Genomic DNA, 17233 nt, shown 5'->3' with positions numbered 1-17233 from the left:
CAAAGGCTGTTGTTAAGCTCTCCCGGAATTGCTGGATTGCAGGATATGAATTATTCTTTTGATATGGTGAGTGATTTTATATTATGGACCTGAAAAGAAAAATCGAAAATAAATAGCATTTGAAAATAGAAGACTATATAAGAAAGGAGTTGATAGGATGGCTTATATGACAGGTGGTTTAATGAGAATTAACGAAATGTTTTCCGGGCTATCACCATCTGGAAAGAAAATAGCAACATATATCTTAGAGAATCCGCAAGAAATCATTTCACTAACTGCGAACGATCTTGGAAAAAGAAGCGCAACAAGTGGAGCAGCTGTCATTCGATTATGCAAATCATTAAATTTAAAAGGGTTTCATGAGTTAAAAATAAGAGTGGCAGGCGACCTGCAAAAAACAACTCAAGCAGGAATTCAGGATATTAAACCGAATGAGGGCACGATGTCTATTATCGAGAAAATGACAAATAATAGTATTCAAACGATTCGGGAAACAGCGGAATTACTAAGTATTGATGAACTTGATCAGGCGGTCCATCTTTTAAAAAAAGCACGCAGAATACACTTTATTGGGGTAGGCGCATCAAGTATTATTGCACATGACGCTGAACAGAAGTTTTTAAGGATTAATAAAAATGCATATGCTTTTGAAGATATGCACATGGCCGCAACCCTTGTTGCAAATGCAGAAAAAAACGATGTAGTTGTTGGTATATCTTTTTCCGGCGAAACAGAAGAAGTTGCGAATATCCTAGAGATTGCCCGTGAAAATGGTGCAGGTACAATTAGTTTAACAAGGTACGGGAAATGGCCTGTTACAGAGCAGGCGAGTATTAATTTATATACGTCCGCGACTGGAGAACCAACATTTAGGAGTGGTGCTATGTCATCCAGAATGTCCCAACTCCAGGTGATTGATATTTTATTTATGTGTGTAGCATCGCTGGAGTATGAGACATCAGTTAAACATTTGGCGGTAACAAAGGATGCAATTGAGAATTGGAAGTTAAACATGAATAAAACTGGTTTAGGTAAAAAGAAAGAGGAGCCTGATTCATGACATAGAAGACTCATTGATATGCTCATAGAAGTTATGTCTTCTGCAGCGTCTTTAAAAGAGTGGCTGTTTTTTATTTGGAAAAAGATTTCTAGATGGAAACAATGTCTACAGTCATTAGTTCTCCTCGGAAAAAGACAGCACCTCCTCCTTACGAACCCCGCTATGATATATTATGAATAACAAAGAGAGGAGCGATAAACAATGGATTTGAAATTAAAAAACAAAAAGGTATTAGTTTTAGCTTCAAGCAAAGGCATTGGCAGAGAAATTGCGAAGAAGTATTCAGAAGGAGGGGCATCTGTCATCATTACTGGCAGAAATGAAGAGACCCTGAAGAAAACAGCAGATGAAATTTCAACTCAGACAGGCCGTGAAGTAATTCCATTCGTTACAGATGTTTCGAAAAAGGAAGATATCAATCGTTTATTTGCTTTTGTGAAGGAACACTTTGGCGTCCTTGATGTACTGGTAAGTAATGCAGGAGGACCGCCGGTTATTAACTTTGAAACCAGTGATGAAGCAGCTTGGTATGATGCTTTTGAGCTGACTTTAATGAGTTCTGTACGAGCAATAAAAGAAGCGATTCCTTTAATGAAGGAAAATGGACAAGGGAGAATTATATATATTGCCTCGAGTTCTATTAAAGAACCAATCAGCGAGCTGTTGCTTTCCAATATATTTAGAAGCGGTGTACAAGCACTTTGCAAATCGCTGGCAGAAGATTATGCAAAGGACCAGATATTAATCAATATCGTCGGGCCGGGCAAAATCGATACGGATAGATTGCGAAGCCTTGATAAGAAAAATGCAGAGAAGAGACAGGTTGAACTAAAGGATTGGCAAAATAATGTTCAGGCTTCTATTCCAATCGGCCGATATGGTACACCGGAAGAATTTGCAGAAGCTGCTGTCTTTTTAGGATCTTATCGAAATACGTATATTACTGGGCAGACACTGTTGATTGATGGCGGGTTTGTTAAGTCTTATTAGATTGGGTAAGTTCTAAAAATAAAATAGTACGATTTTAGTGTAGAATAATTTGAATAAGAAATAGAAAATGATGTTAAAGAAGGGTGATAGATTCTTTATGAGAATTTGTTGCTCTTCTTTTTATATTCTAATCTTCAAAAAACAAACTAAAAAAAATGTTGACAAACTAAAAAAAATTAATTAGTATAACATTGTGAATATTCATAGATAGGAGCTCTTTAAAATGGAACATATTAACGAGGAAATTGATTTTTTGACGTCGACCGTAAAAGGTATTGCTAAACAGTTTGGCAGTGATTGTGAAGTTGTGCTTCTTGATTTAACGCAGCATGAGAAATATGGAAGCGGTTTAATTGTCCGGATTGAAAATGGCCATGTTACAGGCAGGAAAGTGGGGGATACAGGAACGAATTTAGGATTGGAAGTTTTGAGAGGAACGGATCAGGAAGGTGATAAACATAACTACCTGACAAAGACAAAAGACGGAAGAATGTTGAGATCAACTACAATGTACATCCGAAATAGTGAAGGAAAACCTATCGGATGTATATGTATTAATTTTGATATCACAAGTTTGATGATGGCTGAAACATCTATTAAGGAATTTACAGACCTGAATAAAATTAATACAGATGTAAAGGAAGTATTTGTGAATAACGTGAATGATGTATTAGCCCTTTTAATTCAAGAAGCTCAAAATCATGTAGGGAAGCCAGTCGCACATATGAGCAAAGAGGATAAGATGAAGGGGATAAAATATCTGGATGAAAAAGGGGCTTTTCTCATTCAGAAGTCAGGGGATAAAATCTGTGAATACTATGGAATCTCCAAATACACACTCTATAACTATTTAGATACAGTGCGTAGTACGCAAGGAATATAAAAGGAAATAACATGATTTGTTTCAAAATATATTAAAGGGGAGATTATCATGAAAGAAATTATTAATACAAGTCTGGCTCCAAAGCCAGGTGGACATTTTTCTCAAGCTACTAAAAAAAATAATACGGTGTATGTTGCAGGACAGGCACCGGTTGATATAAAAACTGGTAAGGTTCCAGAGACTATCGAAGAACAGACAAGAGTAGCACTTACCAATGTTAAGAATGTATTAGAAGCAGCAGGCGGCAGGTTGGAAGATGTGGTTAAAGTGAACACATATTTAACTAACTTAGATGATTTTGAAATCTATGACAAAGTCTATCAAGAGTTTTTCACAGATAACTTACCAGCCAGAACTACAATTGGATGTGATTTAAAAGGGATACCTTTAGAAATCGATGCTATTGCTGAATTGTAATAGCTTTAAGGAGTGGTAGAATTGAAACTGAAAAATAAGGTAGCTATTATAACTGGTGCTGGCCCTGGAGGAGGCATCGGTTATACGATAGCAACATCATTTCTGCAAGAGGGTGCGAAAGTATCAATAAATTACTTGGCTAGAAATATCGAGGAAAAAGAAGCGTTTAAAAAAGAAATGAACCAGTATGGAGACCGGGTAATCATAACAGAAGGAGATATTTCTAAAGAGGATATGGTGCAAACGCTAATTTCTAATACAATAGAAAACTATGGAAAAATTGATATTTTAGTTAATAGCGCAGGAATTTCTACACCCACACCCATTCATGAAATGGATGCGCTAACATGGAACCGTATGATAGAAGTGAATTTAACAAGTATCTTTCTAACAACAAGAGCAGCTGTTCCTTATATGACAGAAAATAAATTTGGGAGAATTATTAATATATCTTCACAGGTTGCTCAAAAAGGAAGTGTAGAACATAGCCATTATGCAGCTGCTAAAGCCGGGGTTATCGGCTTTACGAAGTCTGTAGCGCTGGAACTCGGGAAATATGGAATTACAGCAAACTGTATAGCTCCAGGTCCGATTGAAACAAAGCTGATGAATGAAGTAAGTGATGAATGGAAGGAAAACAAGCAAAAAGAATTAGTGATTCCTCGATTTGGAAAAGTAGAAGAAGTAGCTCCTACTGCTGTTTTTCTGGCTTCGGAACCAGATGGAAATATTTATACAGGCCAAACGCTTGGTCCGAATTGTGGAGATGTAATGCTCTAATGCTTAGAAGATAATTCAGAATGTTCAATTTATATAATGGAGGGATTGTCATGAAAGAAGAAAGAGTTTTAGTGGAAGGAAAAGAACCCAATAAAAATTTGTATAACTCTGATCTTGCTCCATTAACAGGTGAAAAGAAGAATTGGACCTGGTGGGCTTACGCTACAATTTGGATGGGGATTGTCCACAATATTGTTGCATGGGAGGTTGCAGCTCATTTAATGGTGGCAGGAATGAGTTTTTGGCAGGCATTTGCTTGTGTTGCCAGTGCTTATTTAGTTGCTTTTATTGCAATTGCATTTAATAGTTATTCAGGCTCAAAATATGGGGTTCCTTTCCCCGTATTAATCCGTGCCAGTTTTGGAACAAAAGGTGCCCAGATACCAGTATTTATTCGGGCTTGTCTAGGGATATTCTGGTTTGGAGTGCATATGTACATTGGCAGTATCGCTGTTAATGTAATTCTTGCATCTTCTTTTCCAGCGTGGGATAGCTTAGGGAACATCAATGTTTTAGGTCTTGGATTAAATGAATTTATTGCATTTGTTATCACTTTTTCATTACATGCAATTGTTATTACACATGGAATGGAACGAGTTAGAAAATTTGAAGCATGGGCAGGGCCGGTAATCATGGTTATTGCAGTTGGTTTAGTATTTTGGGCTGCAAATGTATCCGGTGGATTAGGTAATCTGGTTTCCATACCTTCAACCATTTCCAGTGAGGATTTCTGGCCTACGTTCTTTCTTGGGATGACAGCTTTACTAGGTACTGTAGCAACCCTTATCTTAAATATTTCTGATCTAACCAGATTTTCCAGATCACAAAAGGATCATATTGTAGGGCAAGGAATGGGAATGCCCACGATGTTTATCTTATTTTCACTCATGGCACTATTGACTACAGCAGGAACGATGTACGCATTTGATGAACCTGTAACAAATCCAATTTACGTTTTAGCTGGATTTGAAAACCCTTTCATAGTGATTGTTGGAGCACTTTCTATTTTAGTATCTACTTTATCGGTAAATGTTGCAACAAATGGGGTGGCAGTTGGATATGATTTAACTAATCTGGCTCCATCAAAATTAAATTTCCGTAAATCCGGTGCAATAGCTTTAACGATTGGCGCCATTTCTGCACCTTGGCTTTGGTATGAAGAAGGCGGAGCATTAGATGTAGTTTTGGGAGCAATCGGAGCAACAATGGCTCCCGTATTGGGGATTATGTTAATAGATTTCTTTATTATTCGTAAAATGAACTATAACCTTGCAAGCCTATTCCGTCATGACGGGATATATGGAGGGTGGAATAGAAATGGTTTAATAGCTTTTATAGTAGGTGCTTTAGCTGCATATAGCGGATTAATCGTTCCATCTATTAGTTATTTATATAATTATAACTGGTTTATTGGTGTAGGAGTAGCTGCTGTTACTTATCTCGCTTTAATGTGGTCAAAACGGACAGCGATAACAGATTCTCAAAAGAAAGATACAAACAGTAATGTAATTTAATCAATGTATATATAAAATGCAGTATATGGAGGTTTGTACTTTGATAAGCAAAGAGAGATTAGAACAAAGAATAGAATTACTAGCCCAAATCGGAAAAACCGAAGAAGGCGGAGTCACCAGAATAGCCTTAACGAAAGAATATAGAGAAGGTCTGGAGCTAATTAGCGAATGGATGGAAGAAGCAGGATTAAATGTGAGACTGGACCAGGCTGGAAATTTAATTGGCAGAAAAGAAGGAGATGTCCCTGGATTAAAGGCTGTTGCATTAGGCTCACATGTTGATTCTGTTGGAAACGGAGGGAAGTATGACGGTACTGTGGGTGTCATTGCTGGCATAGAAGTAGCACAGCATTTAAAAGAAGAAGGCATCTCTAATATGCGTCCACTGGAAGTGATAGCTTTCTGCGAAGAGGAAGGTTCAAGATTTCAATCCGGTGGAGTGTTTGGAAGCAGAGCGATGGCAGGCAAGCTAACAAAAGAAGACCTTAAAGTTACGGATAGTAATGGTGATTCCAGATATAAAATATTAAAAGATTTTGGTTTAGATGCAGATAATATTGATAAGGCAGTAAGGAAGAATACAGAGTTTGAATTATATCTGGAAATGCATGTGGAACAAGGGCCAATTTTGATTCGTGAGAAGGCTCCGGTTGGCATTGTAACAGCTATTACGGGTTTGTCATTAACAGAGGTAGTTTTTGAAGGAGAACCTAACCATGTTGGTGCTACGCCAATGGATTTACGCTACGATGCTTTATTAGGGGCCAGTGAAACAGCTTTGGCGGTAGAAGAAATTGTGAATAAATCTGGAGGGAATGCTGTGGGGACAGCAGCTACAATGGATGTTCAACCAAGCCAGGTAAATATTATTCCCGGCAGAGTTTCTACAGTTATTGACATTCGCGATACCGATTTAGAAAGCAGAGAAGCTATTCTCGATACGCTCGAAAAAAGAATTAAAGAAATCTGCGAACGCAGGAATTTACAATACACAATAACCAGTAAATTAAAAGCAAATCCTGCCAAATCAGCACCACATATTTTAGAGACGATGCGGAAAGAAAGCCAGGAGCTTGATATGAAGACGTTTGAAATGCCAAGCGGTGGTGGCCATGATGCACAATTAATGGCAGAAATTACGGACATGGGTATGATTTTTATCAGATCTGAAAATGGAAGTCATAATCCTAAAGAATTTGCAAAAGCAGAGGATATTACGTTAGGAACGAACCTGTTAGCAAATACTGCGATTCATTATATGAATAAATAAATTAGGAGGCAAAAGATGGCTACAATTATACAGAACGGGATAATAGTGACAGCTTCCGAAACCTTTCAAGCGGACATAAAAATAGATAATGGAAAAATTAACATGATATCCAATCAGATTACTGGCAGCAATGAAGATACTATTCTGGATGCAACAAATAAATATGTACTGCCAGGTTTAATTGACCCCCATACTCATCTTGGGATTAAAGGAACTCTGGATGCCTTTGAAACAGGAACAAGAGCGGCTGCAGCCGGGGGAATAACTACGATAATAAATTATACAGATCCAGATAATTCTCAAACCTTTTTAGAAGATTTAACAGAGTGGAAGGAGAAGGCTCAAAATGCTTTAATAGACTATGGCTTTCACTCTATTATAAATAAATGCGATAAAGATGTACTTGAACAGATTTCTAAATTGCCAGATGAAGGTGTTACATCAATCAAATTATTTATGGCATACAAAGAAAATATGGTGAACGATGAAGAATTATATTTATTAATGAAAGCAGCAAAAAAAGCAGGAGTTGTAACCAATATCCATGCTGAAAATGGCAGTGTAATAGATTGTCTTATAGAAGAGGCATTAAGCAGCAATAATACTAAACCGATTTATCATGCTTATACCAGGCCACCTGCCACCGAAGCAGAAGCAACAGCGAGAGCTTTACGAATTGCTGAAATAACGGGAGCACCAGCCTATATTGTTCATATAACTTGTGAGGAAGCTTTAAAAGAATTTGTCAGAGCTAAAGAAAAAGGTGTGAACGCTTTTGGCGAAACCTGTCCTCAATATTTAGTTTTGAATGAGGAGTATTTAAAACAAGAAGAGAAAGAAGCAGTTAAGTACATCTGTTCTCCACCACTAAGAACAAATAAGGATCAGGAAGCTTTGTGGCATAATATTAAATCCGGTTCTATTTCTACAATTGGTTCTGATCATGCATCACACCCATATGTAAATGGAAAAGAGAACGGTATAAATAACTTTACAAAAGCACCAAACGGTTTGCCTGGTATAGAAAGCACTCTGTTATTACTTTATAAATATGGCGTTTGTGAAGGGAAAATTTCCATGTCAAAGCTTGTTGAAATAACAAGTCAGAATCCAGCTAAGATTTTTGGGTTATATCCTCAGAAGGGTAGTCTTAATGTTGGCAGTGATGGGGATGTAGTGATTCTCGATCCCAATAAATCCAGTATTATTACGAAAGCATCTCAGAAGCAGAGTACAGAATATAATGTATATGAAGGTATGGAAGTACAGGGGAGTATTGACTATGTTTTATCGAGAGGCAAAGTAATTGTTAAAGATAACAAGGTCGTTGGAGAACCTGGGTCTGGAAAATTTTTATACCGAAATAAATTTACGGAACAGTCTCAAGAAGGGAGACTATAAAGGTTGAATATTTTAGTAACAGGCAGTAATGGATTAATTGGCCGTTATTTAGTAAATTTCTTATTACAGCAGAACTTACAGGTTGTCGGCTATGATATAAATATGATGGAAAACAAGAATATAAAGTCTCCCTATTTTAGTTTTGAACAGGGAAATGTAGATGATTTCTCACGCTTAGCGGCTGTGTTAGAAAAATATAAAATAGATATTATTGTTCATGGTGGCGGAGTATCACACCCAAAAGGATTTGAAAACTCACCAGATAAGATAATTAATACTAATATACTTGGAACTTCAAATGTGCTTGAAGCAGGAAGACTTTTTCAAATAAAGAAAATTATATATTTAAGCTCAGCAGCAATCTATGGAGATAGTAAAGCAGCAAAACTCCATGAAGAAACTATTCCAGCACCAGCATCTATCTACGGTGTAACTAAAGTAACAGGAGAATATCTTGCGAAGGTATATTATGAAAAATACGGGATGAATATCACATCTCTAAGGATCCCATTTGTTTTTGGAGCTGGAAGGGTAACGCACGACCCAATAAAATATATTCTTGAAAAAGCTTTAAAAGGTGAGAATGTAATAGAAGATAAGGGGAAGGATCAAAAGATAGAGTATATTTATGTGAAGGATGTAGTAAATGCCATTTGGTTAACGATCAATAATAAAGAAGCAAATGGTTTAACAATAAATATTGGAAAAGGAAATTTAACAAGTACAGAAGAAATAGTTTCTATAATGAAAGAATTATTTCCCGGCACAGTATTTAAAATAGGTCCAGGTGACTTTGGCTATGATGAAATTCCTCCACTTGATTGTTCAAAAGCAAATGAAGTGCTGGATTTCAACCCTTCATATTCAATTGGTGATGGCATAAAAGAGTATTATAATCTTTTGAAGAGCTGAATCGAATTTAAAACATTAGCTAAATAAGTTAAAGAAAAGATTTTCCATATCGCTGCAGCGATTGGAAGATCTTTTTCTTTTTGAATAGGGTAATTTTGCTTCGCTGTTATTTGGTGATTGTTTCGTCCTTAAGCGTTTATCACGGTACTATAATAATGAAGAACTTTGAGGATGTCCGAAAAGATTTAGCAAGGGAGAATCCGGAATTATTTATTTCATTGGAAATTGTAGGAAAACGGATTGCTGCCCGGGATAGAAAGGAATTATCTCAACGAGAACTATCAAGGTTATCTAATGTACCCCAAAAAACAATTAGCCGAATGGAAAGTGGGAAAGATATACCAAAGCTGGTTACTTTACTAAAATTAGCTCATGTTCTTGAACTTGAATTATCTCTTATTGATAAACATGGGGAGGATGAACAGGCAGCATCCATGTCATCTTTTACACATTAAAAAAAGAAAAGTTTTTAAACCAATATATTAATTTTGTTGTTTTGAGTTAAATAACATATTGTATAAAAGATACCCTCTTTCTATGAATTACATAGGAAGAGAGTATCTTTTTTTGTTTATAAATATAGGGCTTATCATTAATAGATACAAGCTATATTAAAATAAATTACATATATTAGCTTCCCCCAATACCTTATCACTAAACTCTATTAAAGCGCAGTCCAGCCACCGTCAATCACAAGCTCAGCACCTGTCATAAAACGGGATTCATCTGATGCAAGGAATAGCACACCATATGCAACATCCTCAGGATTTCCGAAGTAAGGAAGCTGTGTGAATGTTTTATAATAGACTTCTGCATCCTTAAAAGTATCTGCAGTCATTGGTGTTTCAATAATACCTGGATGAACGGAATTTACACGAATTTTATCTTTTCCATATTCAACAGCTGCTGATTTTGATAAAGAACGTAATGCACCTTTGGCAGCAGTATATGGACTTGATCCGGCCATACCGACAAGTCCGCCGATAGACGAAATATTAATCAGAGAACCACCGCCGGCTTTTTGCATTCTGGAATCACATATTTCATCCCGATAACACAGCCATTTAAATCAATATCCATTATTTTATTCCATTCGTCCATTTCCATTTGAGCCATTGTTTTAGGACTGGAAACACCAGCATTATTTACAAGTACATCTACTTTACCGTAGTGATTTACAGTTTCTTGGATAATCTGTTTCCATTCTTCCTCCGATGTCACATTATGCTTCAAACCGATTGCATCTCCGCCATCCGCTTTAATTTCATTAATTACCTCATGTAATACATTATCATTAATATCTGTTGCAACTACTTTTGCTCCTTCTTTTGCGAAAAGCTTTGCTTCTGAAGCTCCCATTCCATTAGCTGCTCCAGTGATAATAGCTACTTTACCTGTTAAACGGCCCATGATAATCATCCTTTTTCATTAAGTTAAAATTTGGTTATGGCTTTTTAAGTATCTTTTACGAAAAACGGTTTATATATTCTGCGGATATTTTCAATATATCTAATATTATTGTGATGTAATAGCTATCTTGTTAGTAATACAAGATATACGAAAAGAAATTAAAATCACAAGTTTTAAATATTTAATAAACTATAGCTGCTGCATATCATCCGGTCCCCAATAAGCGTGCATAGTAGCAATTTTACCCGCGGAATCAAAAGTCATTACATCTGTGACATCAATTCGAATAGAATGCCCTTTTTTTCTGTGTGGACGGCGAAAGTTATGGTTGCTGCATTGCTGTAAGAACCGCGTGGGGATACTAATAATTCTAATTTGGCGCCAGTCATGCTTTCTCTATAGAACGCTTCAATTTCTATACGGCCTGTTTTAGGAGGCGAACCAACAGGGTCTTCTACACTTGCTTCATCTGAAAATAAAGACATCAGATGTTCGAGATCGTTGGCATTGAAGGCATCTACATATTCCTGCAATGTTTTTTTCATCGGTAAATTATCCATAAATCATACGCTCCTTTACTATGTGGTTCTTTCAATGTCCTTTGAAAGCTGACGGGTAATCTGAATTCAACGCTTGGAGTTATATAGTCTTTACATTTTAATTTTAGAAACATCCGCTTTTAGAAAGATGAGTTCCTTTGTATCTTATCTACTAATAAGATACCGTTTTCAAGAATTGTGATTATTAATAGTTAAAAGTAACTCTTATTTAAATGTATTATTGATTACTTATACTGTCAATTTTTTCATTTTTAATTATTAATTATCTACATTTGATATCTCTTAACTAATTTAATTTTTCTTAATATGAGAGCTAGATAAAATTATGAACTACACTTTTATACTTTCACAATCTAACCCTAAAAAGGAAAAATTTCCTTTAGATTAGTGAAATTTCATTATTGGTAGTGAAAATAATGAAATTGAAAACGATACCATATGTTATAAAATAAAAGCGTAGTAAAAAAGAGTCGATGTCACTTAAGTATACGCACAAATAAAATATAGAAAGGAAGAAAAGCATGGCAGATGGAGTTGGAATTTTGGTCATGACACACGGAGACTTTGGAAAGGCTGCAATAGAAAGCGCACAATTAATCGTGGGCGAACAGGAAAACTACGAAACAATCAGCGTTTTTGTTGTAGATAATCTTGATGATCTCAAACAGGAAATGGAGGATAAGGTAGCAAGCCTGGATACCTCAAAAGGATTGCTGATCCTTACTGATATTGTTGGGGGAACACCGATTAACTTAGCCAGCAACCTTCTAACAAGAGAAAATACGATGATTGCATCAGGAGTGAACCTTCCATTATTACTGGAGGTATTAATGAACCGCGGGAAAGAAATCAGTGAATTGGAAGAAGTTATTCAGACAGCTTACGCACAAGGTTTATCCATTAGAACAAATAAAGATTTAGAAGGAGACGATGACGATGATTTGCTTTAGTAGAATTGACGATAGATTAATCCATGGACAGGTAGTAACAACTTGGGTGAATATGCACAAGATTGAACAAATTGTTGTATTAAATGACAAAATTGGAAATGATGCTACGCAAAAAAATATTTTAACAATGGCAGCTCCATCAGGAATTAAAGTAAGAGCATTTCCGGTGAAGAAGTTTGCTGAAATTATTAAAAAGCAAAAAATTACACGCCGTACGATGCTTCTGTTTACAACAAGTGAGGATGTTTTAGAGGCTGTAGAAAATGGTGTGCCGGTTGAAGACTTAAACGTTGGCGGAATGCGCTACCGTGAAGGAAGAGAAAAAGTCTCCAAAGCATTGTCTGTTACACCGGAAGAAAGAGAAGCATTCAAGGAATTACTTGATAAAGGCCTAAATATAACTGTACAAATGGTTCCTAATGATGAAAAAGTAGATTTGAGGGAGGTCATCTAAATGGTCACCTCTTTACTCGTATCACTTTGGGCCGGTATCTGCGCGATTGATGATATCGGTACACAAATGATCAGACGGCCGTTGTTAATTTCAACGGTTGTCGGATTAATTATGGGAGATCTTCAGACTGGTTTGTTAATCGGTGCAACACTGGAAGTTATGTGGATGGGTGTAGGAAACGTCGGCGCCTATTCCGCACCAGATATTATTACAGGTTCCGCAATTGGAACAGCTCTTGGTATTCTTTCTGGCGGAACAGCGACTGCTGTTGCGTTGGCAGTCCCGACTTCTTTATTGGCACAGCAGTTATTAATTTTGTATCGTTCCGGGATTGTTTACTTGAATCCGATTGCTAATCGAATTGCAGAAACGGGGAATTTTAAAAAGGTATTTCGCATTCAATATGTTCCTATGATTTTTGCTTTCTTAATCCGTGCAGTTCCTACTTTCCTGGCTATTTATTTCGGTGCCGGAGCAATTGATAAAGCAGTAGAAGCACTGCCTGATTCCATTATGGATGGACTATCAATAGCTGGTTCCATTATTCCTGCAGTTGGTATTGGTCTATTAATGCTGATGATGATTAAGAAAGGTGAATTATGGGTTTTCCTCATTGCAGGTTTTGCACTTGCCGTTTACCTTGATTTATCTGTATTGCCAATTACCTTAATTGCCCTGCCGTTAGCTTATCTTTACGATTTGGCTACACGGGAGAAGGAAACAAAGGCTGAATCAAAATCTCAGGACTCAGATGATTTTGACGATGATGAGGAGGATTATGATCTATGACGGAGCATAATGAGCAAAATAAGATTACTAAAAAAGATCTCAATCGAATCTTCTGGCGCATGCAATTAATGAACGTGACAAATAACTACCAATCGATGCAGGCAATCGGATTTTTATCCAGCTTTACTCCTGTTTTAGAACGGTTATATGCTGATAAACCAGATGAATTGAAAACACAGGCGATGAAACGTCATTTAGAATTCTATAATAGCCATGTAAATGCGAATGCATTAATTATGGGTGTCTCTGCGGCGGTAGAAGAAACAACTACCGAAGAGGAAAAAGAAACTGTTACAGCTATTAAGACTGGATTGATGGGGCCGTTAGCCGGGATAGGAGACAGCCTTCTTAAATTCACATGGCTCCCTATTTGTGGAAGTATTGGTGCTTCCCTTGCTTTAAACGGCAGTGTTATCGGACCAATTCTAATGTTCCTTTTATATAACACAGTCAACGTTGGTACGAAGTATTATGGAATTCATATTGGTTATAAGCAAGGCGTGCAAATGATCGAAGGAGCCGGCGGGAACTTTCTGCAAAGACTGGCCAGTATGGCAAACGTAGTTGGGTTGATGGTTATCGGGGCATTGATAGCCAGTATTATTAAGATTAATATTGACGCCCAGATTACAGCTGGTGAAAATGTTATCGAAATTCAAGAGATGATTGATCAGGTTATGCCTGGAATTCTCAGCTTGCTGGTTACATTCGCAGTTTATAAGATTTTTAAACGGACAAATGGAAAATATGCTCCGCAGCTTATTGTAGGAATTATGGTTTTAGCTATTCTGTTAACGATGGCAGGTGTACTAGGATAATACTATGAGAAAAAAATATGAAGTTACCCAAGTTGAAAACAATAAATTTTTATTTAAGAAGGATGACACTGCTGAAGAGGAAGTAGTAGTCTATCTAAAGAAGAGTCCTGCAGATGTGCAGCCGGAGTTTTTACTAAAAACATCTGAGAAAAGCTTCTCCGTTAATATTGGACCAATCGATTACAGACCGTATTTTCTTTTGAAATTCGCCGATAAAGCTTATACTATAGGTGAAAGAACGCTTCCTGTAGAAGGAATGAATAATTTCCGGGATATGGGAGGGTATGAAGCAGAAAATGGGAAGACGGTTAAATGGGGAATGTTATACCGTTCTGATCATATCTATAATGCGACGGAGGCCGGTGTTGACTACTTGAAGAAGCTGGATATCCATACAATCATTGATTATCGAAGCGATGATGAGATTAGTAAATATCCGAATAAAACGGTTGACGGTTCTATAAAGACTTATCAGCTGGACCCGGTAGCACATGCAGCAGAGCTATCTGCGCAGTTTACTTCTTCGAAAGATAAAGAAGATATTAATTTAATTAATAAAATAATTGAGCAAAAAGAAAAAGGTACTTTGGTTAATCAAGCAGATGTAGTTCTCGAACAGTATCGTACGTTTGCCAATAAAGACAACTCGAAGGAAGCTTTTGGAGAAATGCTGCGCATCACAGCAAACCCTGATGCACCAGCTGTTCTTCAGCATTGTCGCGGTGGAAAAGACCGTACAGGATTTGGAGCTATGCTTGTTCTGGGTATTCTGGGTGTGAAAAAAGATGACCTGGTGAAAGATTATATGCTTACAGAAGAAAATCGCAAGGAACGTAACCGTGTGAAAATGGAAGGGTATAAAAAATTGACTGATGATAAAGAGGTCCTGGAGCATTTGTATTCTTTTATTGATACACGTTCCGAATTTATTGCTACATCCATTGATACGATTATTCAAAAGTATGGATCTATTGAAAAATATGTTGTAGAAGAGTTAGGAATAACTCGTGATATGATTGATACAATGAAGAGTATGTATTTAGAATAATTTTATACCGCAAATGGAAGGAGGGATCACCATGGATTTAGACTTGTCAAATAAATTTAGATTTTTAGATGGCAAAGCTAGGTTTAAGGCGTTATTTCTCCTTCTTTTGCGTTCGGAAACCTATATGACAAGTGATCGGCTGGCAGCAGAGCTTGGTGTTACATCGAGAACCATCAAGAATGATATTCGGACCTTAAAAGAAGAGCTGATCAATGCGGATCTGCTGATTACATCCAAGCAGTCACTAGGCTATAAATTAGAAATTGTGGATAAGGAATATGAAAATCGTATTAAAGAATATTTCCAAATCTATCAGCCCAAAACAATCGATACGGAATTTGATAATCGTGTTCAATATATTTTACGAAGGTTATTAACCTCACATCAGCCAGTAAAGGTGGAGTTTCTTCAGTATGAGCTGAATGTCAGCTTTCCGTTAAGCAAAGAATTACAGAGAGTAAAAGAAATTATGTCCGATTATAATCTGACTCTTGTTGTAAGACCGCATTATGGGATGCTTGTTCAAGGTGCCCACTTTAAAAAAATTATGCTGACGATACGTGTTTATAAATATTTTGATAAAAATCCGACAAGTGATTTTGGGATAGCGGAATATAATAAGCTATTTACATGTGAACGGGCGGATATGGAGATAATCAGAAAGATTTTTTATGAGACTATCACGCAATCAAGAATTGTATTTTCAGATATCAATGCAGAACGCTTTATTATTTACTTAATTTACTTCCGCAATCAAAGTCTGGCCAAAAATCGGATTGAACTGGAGCTGCCGGAGATTGCATTTGATTACCGGACAACGGAAGAATATGAACTGGTAGAGAAGCTGATTAAAAACTTACAGCTGGAATTTGAAGGTTTTACTTTTGCAGAAGATATTGTTCAATTTTTAGCCTATATGGCGGTTATCAGCACCGATTTGTACCGTTTTAAAGACTGTACCGTTGAAAATTATGATAGCTTGATTGCATTGGCCGGGGAAACACGGAATTTCTTGCTGAAAGAATTATCAAGTTATTTGCAGATTGATGCATTTGATAGTGAGGTATGTTTAAAAGATCTGCTTAAGATTATGATACCAATCAGTATGAAAATTAAACTTGAAGTATCCGACTGTGTTGATTTAGGATATAGAAATATCAGAGATAGTAATGAGCAGGACCCTTTTCTGCTGCATATTATGAAAAAAATCTGTCAACAGTTTCAGCAGCAATACGGCTATACATTCTCTGAAAATGAAGAGCATATGATTTTCAGTACATTTTTGCTGATGCTGAACCGGATTGAATTAGATCACCGTAAACTGAGATTGGCAATTATTGCTATAGATGGCAGATTGAGCACACAACAGTTAAAGTTCAATCTACAGCATCATTTTTCTGATTACATTGAGCGTATTGAAACAAAGGTTTTATATGAGCTGGATTCGATGGCGTATCAAACCTATGATTATTATTTATGCTCAAACTATGGTAAAAATATGAATATTCATTATTCCCCGATTTATTTTGCCGAAGAGGGCATGACCGAGCTGGAGTATGTCGATTCACTAAAGCATATATTTTTAGATGCCTTCGATTATAATAAAAAAATGCCTGTCATTATGTATGAAGAAATAGAGCCAAAGTATAAATTCAATCATTTTCCTATTGAAGCTCATTTTCAAAATGGATGCGATTATGAACACGTCGAAGTTCCAGGAGATATTCACATCCACATTTATCTCCATCTTTCTTCAGAGAAAGAGACCTTTAAAATCTTTTCATTTCCCCAAAATGGCTCGGCGCAAATAGGGGGAGATGAATATTATTTATTGATTAATTTAAATGTAGATGGGGATAAGCAAAAGCTCCGGATGCTTTTAGATATTTTAAACCGGACTGTGACAGATAAAAATAAACTGGTTCATCTATGTAAAGAAAGTCAGAAGGATTATAGCCAATTTTTTATTTAGAAGCA

At 36.5% G+C, this 17233-nt stretch carries 17 protein-coding genes and 1 pseudogene; 16 read left to right on the top strand and 2 right to left on the bottom strand.

What is annotated here, in order from left to right; all coding sequences use genetic code 11:
- Positions 1–157: 157 nt before the first annotated feature.
- From MHH51_RS18845 to MHH51_RS18800, 10 genes are all read left to right on the top strand, one after another.
- Positions 158–1060, top strand: coding sequence for a MurR/RpiR family transcriptional regulator (locus MHH51_RS18845; protein ID WP_339282939.1), 903 nt, complete (start codon positions 158–160; stop codon positions 1058–1060).
- A 201-nt stretch (positions 1061–1261) separates the two neighbouring features.
- Complete coding sequence (locus tag MHH51_RS18840; protein ID WP_339282938.1) at positions 1262–2050, top strand: SDR family oxidoreductase; 789 nt, start codon at positions 1262–1264, stop codon at positions 2048–2050.
- 223 nt (positions 2051–2273) lie between these two features.
- Complete coding sequence (locus MHH51_RS18835) at positions 2274–2933, top strand: helix-turn-helix transcriptional regulator (RefSeq protein WP_147210100.1); 660 nt, start codon at positions 2274–2276, stop codon at positions 2931–2933.
- A 48-nt stretch (positions 2934–2981) separates the two neighbouring features.
- The gene (locus tag MHH51_RS18830; protein ID WP_147210101.1) at positions 2982–3350 is read left to right on the top strand and encodes a RidA family protein; all 369 of its coding nucleotides are present in this window, start codon (positions 2982–2984) and stop codon (positions 3348–3350) included.
- 21 nt (positions 3351–3371) lie between these two features.
- Positions 3372–4130, top strand: a complete 759-nt coding sequence (locus MHH51_RS18825; protein WP_339282936.1) for an SDR family oxidoreductase — start codon at positions 3372–3374, stop codon at positions 4128–4130.
- Positions 4131–4180: 50 nt separating this feature from the next.
- A complete protein-coding gene (locus MHH51_RS18820; RefSeq protein ID WP_339282935.1) occupies positions 4181–5644 on the top strand; it encodes a cytosine permease in 1464 nt (487 codons plus the stop codon).
- Positions 5645–5684: 40 nt separating this feature from the next.
- Positions 5685–6914, top strand: coding sequence for a M20 family metallo-hydrolase (locus MHH51_RS18815; RefSeq protein ID WP_339282934.1), 1230 nt, complete (start codon positions 5685–5687; stop codon positions 6912–6914).
- 15 nt (positions 6915–6929) lie between these two features.
- Positions 6930–8315, top strand: a complete 1386-nt coding sequence (gene hydA / locus MHH51_RS18810) for a dihydropyrimidinase (RefSeq protein ID WP_339282933.1) — start codon at positions 6930–6932, stop codon at positions 8313–8315.
- A gap of 3 nt (positions 8316–8318) precedes the next feature.
- The gene (locus MHH51_RS18805) at positions 8319–9227 is read left to right on the top strand and encodes an NAD(P)-dependent oxidoreductase (protein ID WP_147210106.1); all 909 of its coding nucleotides are present in this window, start codon (positions 8319–8321) and stop codon (positions 9225–9227) included.
- A 155-nt stretch (positions 9228–9382) separates the two neighbouring features.
- Entirely contained in the window at positions 9383–9682 is a 300-nt protein-coding gene (locus tag MHH51_RS18800; RefSeq protein ID WP_246145104.1) for a helix-turn-helix transcriptional regulator, read from the top strand.
- 209 nt (positions 9683–9891) lie between these two features.
- On the opposite strand, the pseudogene MHH51_RS18795 reads toward MHH51_RS18800, so the two are convergent.
- Together MHH51_RS18795 and MHH51_RS18790 are read right to left on the bottom strand one after the other, a co-directional pair.
- Positions 9892–10637: pseudogene (locus MHH51_RS18795) on the bottom strand (glucose 1-dehydrogenase).
- Positions 10638–10900: 263 nt separating this feature from the next.
- On the bottom strand, positions 10901–11197 hold the full coding sequence (locus MHH51_RS18790; RefSeq protein WP_339282930.1) for a ketosteroid isomerase family protein: 297 nt from the start codon (positions 11195–11197) through the stop codon (positions 10901–10903).
- Positions 11198–11718: 521 nt separating this feature from the next.
- Between MHH51_RS18790 and MHH51_RS18785 the strand changes: the two genes are divergently transcribed.
- Genes MHH51_RS18785 through MHH51_RS18760 form a run of 6 tightly spaced genes read left to right on the top strand, consistent with a single transcriptional unit; the run spans position 11719 to position 17228 of the window.
- A complete protein-coding gene (locus MHH51_RS18785) occupies positions 11719–12147 on the top strand; it encodes a PTS sugar transporter subunit IIA (protein ID WP_339282928.1) in 429 nt (142 codons plus the stop codon).
- On the top strand, positions 12134–12601 hold the full coding sequence (locus MHH51_RS18780) for a PTS sugar transporter subunit IIB (RefSeq protein WP_077601711.1): 468 nt from the start codon (positions 12134–12136) through the stop codon (positions 12599–12601). Before MHH51_RS18785 ends, MHH51_RS18780 begins: the two co-directional genes overlap by 14 nt.
- Positions 12602–13390 carry a PTS sugar transporter subunit IIC gene (locus MHH51_RS18775; protein WP_147210110.1) on the top strand — a complete coding sequence of 263 codons (789 nt, stop codon included), beginning with the start codon at positions 12602–12604 and terminating at the stop codon, positions 13388–13390. It abuts the gene before it with no gap.
- Positions 13387–14208 (top strand): PTS system mannose/fructose/sorbose family transporter subunit IID, encoded by an 822-nt coding sequence (locus MHH51_RS18770; protein ID WP_147210111.1) that lies wholly within the window; start codon positions 13387–13389, stop codon positions 14206–14208. Before MHH51_RS18775 ends, MHH51_RS18770 begins: the two co-directional genes overlap by 4 nt.
- A gap of 4 nt (positions 14209–14212) precedes the next feature.
- Entirely contained in the window at positions 14213–15256 is a 1044-nt protein-coding gene (locus MHH51_RS18765) for a tyrosine-protein phosphatase (RefSeq protein WP_156984994.1), read from the top strand.
- Between the two features lie 31 nt (positions 15257–15287).
- Positions 15288–17228 (top strand): HTH domain-containing protein, encoded by a 1941-nt coding sequence (locus tag MHH51_RS18760; protein WP_198048541.1) that lies wholly within the window; start codon positions 15288–15290, stop codon positions 17226–17228.
- Positions 17229–17233 lie beyond the last annotated feature (5 nt).

Source organism: Oceanobacillus sp. FSL K6-3682 (genome assembly GCF_037976165.1).
GTDB classification, from domain to species: domain Bacteria; phylum Bacillota; class Bacilli; order Bacillales; family Amphibacillaceae; genus Oceanobacillus; species Oceanobacillus sojae.
Note: the sequence above shows the minus strand (reverse complement) of the source record. Positions and strands in the feature narration are given on the sequence as shown.

What these genes read in the sequence shown, in the direction of transcription:
- MHH51_RS18830 (WP_147210101.1), top strand. Translation starts at nt 2,982, where the DNA reads ATGAAAGAAATTATTAATACAAGTCTGGCTCCAAAGCCAGGTGGACAT.
- hydA (WP_339282933.1), top strand. Translation starts at nt 6,930, where the DNA reads ATGGCTACAATTATACAGAACGGGATAATAGTGACAGCTTCCGAAACC.
- MHH51_RS18775 (WP_147210110.1), top strand. Translation starts at nt 12,602, where the DNA reads ATGGTCACCTCTTTACTCGTATCACTTTGGGCCGGTATCTGCGCGATT.
- MHH51_RS18820 (WP_339282935.1), top strand. Translation starts at nt 4,181, where the DNA reads ATGAAAGAAGAAAGAGTTTTAGTGGAAGGAAAAGAACCCAATAAAAAT.
- MHH51_RS18780 (WP_077601711.1), top strand. Translation starts at nt 12,134, where the DNA reads ATGATTTGCTTTAGTAGAATTGACGATAGATTAATCCATGGACAGGTA.
- MHH51_RS18790 (WP_339282930.1), bottom strand. Translation starts at nt 11,197, where the DNA reads ATGGATAATTTACCGATGAAAAAAACATTGCAGGAATATGTAGATGCC.
- MHH51_RS18760 (WP_198048541.1), top strand. Translation starts at nt 15,288, where the DNA reads ATGGATTTAGACTTGTCAAATAAATTTAGATTTTTAGATGGCAAAGCT.
- MHH51_RS18765 (WP_156984994.1), top strand. Translation starts at nt 14,213, where the DNA reads ATGAGAAAAAAATATGAAGTTACCCAAGTTGAAAACAATAAATTTTTA.
- MHH51_RS18840 (WP_339282938.1), top strand. Translation starts at nt 1,262, where the DNA reads ATGGATTTGAAATTAAAAAACAAAAAGGTATTAGTTTTAGCTTCAAGC.
- MHH51_RS18835 (WP_147210100.1), top strand. Translation starts at nt 2,274, where the DNA reads ATGGAACATATTAACGAGGAAATTGATTTTTTGACGTCGACCGTAAAA.
- MHH51_RS18845 (WP_339282939.1), top strand. Translation starts at nt 158, where the DNA reads ATGGCTTATATGACAGGTGGTTTAATGAGAATTAACGAAATGTTTTCC.
- MHH51_RS18785 (WP_339282928.1), top strand. Translation starts at nt 11,719, where the DNA reads ATGGCAGATGGAGTTGGAATTTTGGTCATGACACACGGAGACTTTGGA.
- MHH51_RS18770 (WP_147210111.1), top strand. Translation starts at nt 13,387, where the DNA reads ATGACGGAGCATAATGAGCAAAATAAGATTACTAAAAAAGATCTCAAT.
- MHH51_RS18800 (WP_246145104.1), top strand. Translation starts at nt 9,383, where the DNA reads ATGAAGAACTTTGAGGATGTCCGAAAAGATTTAGCAAGGGAGAATCCG.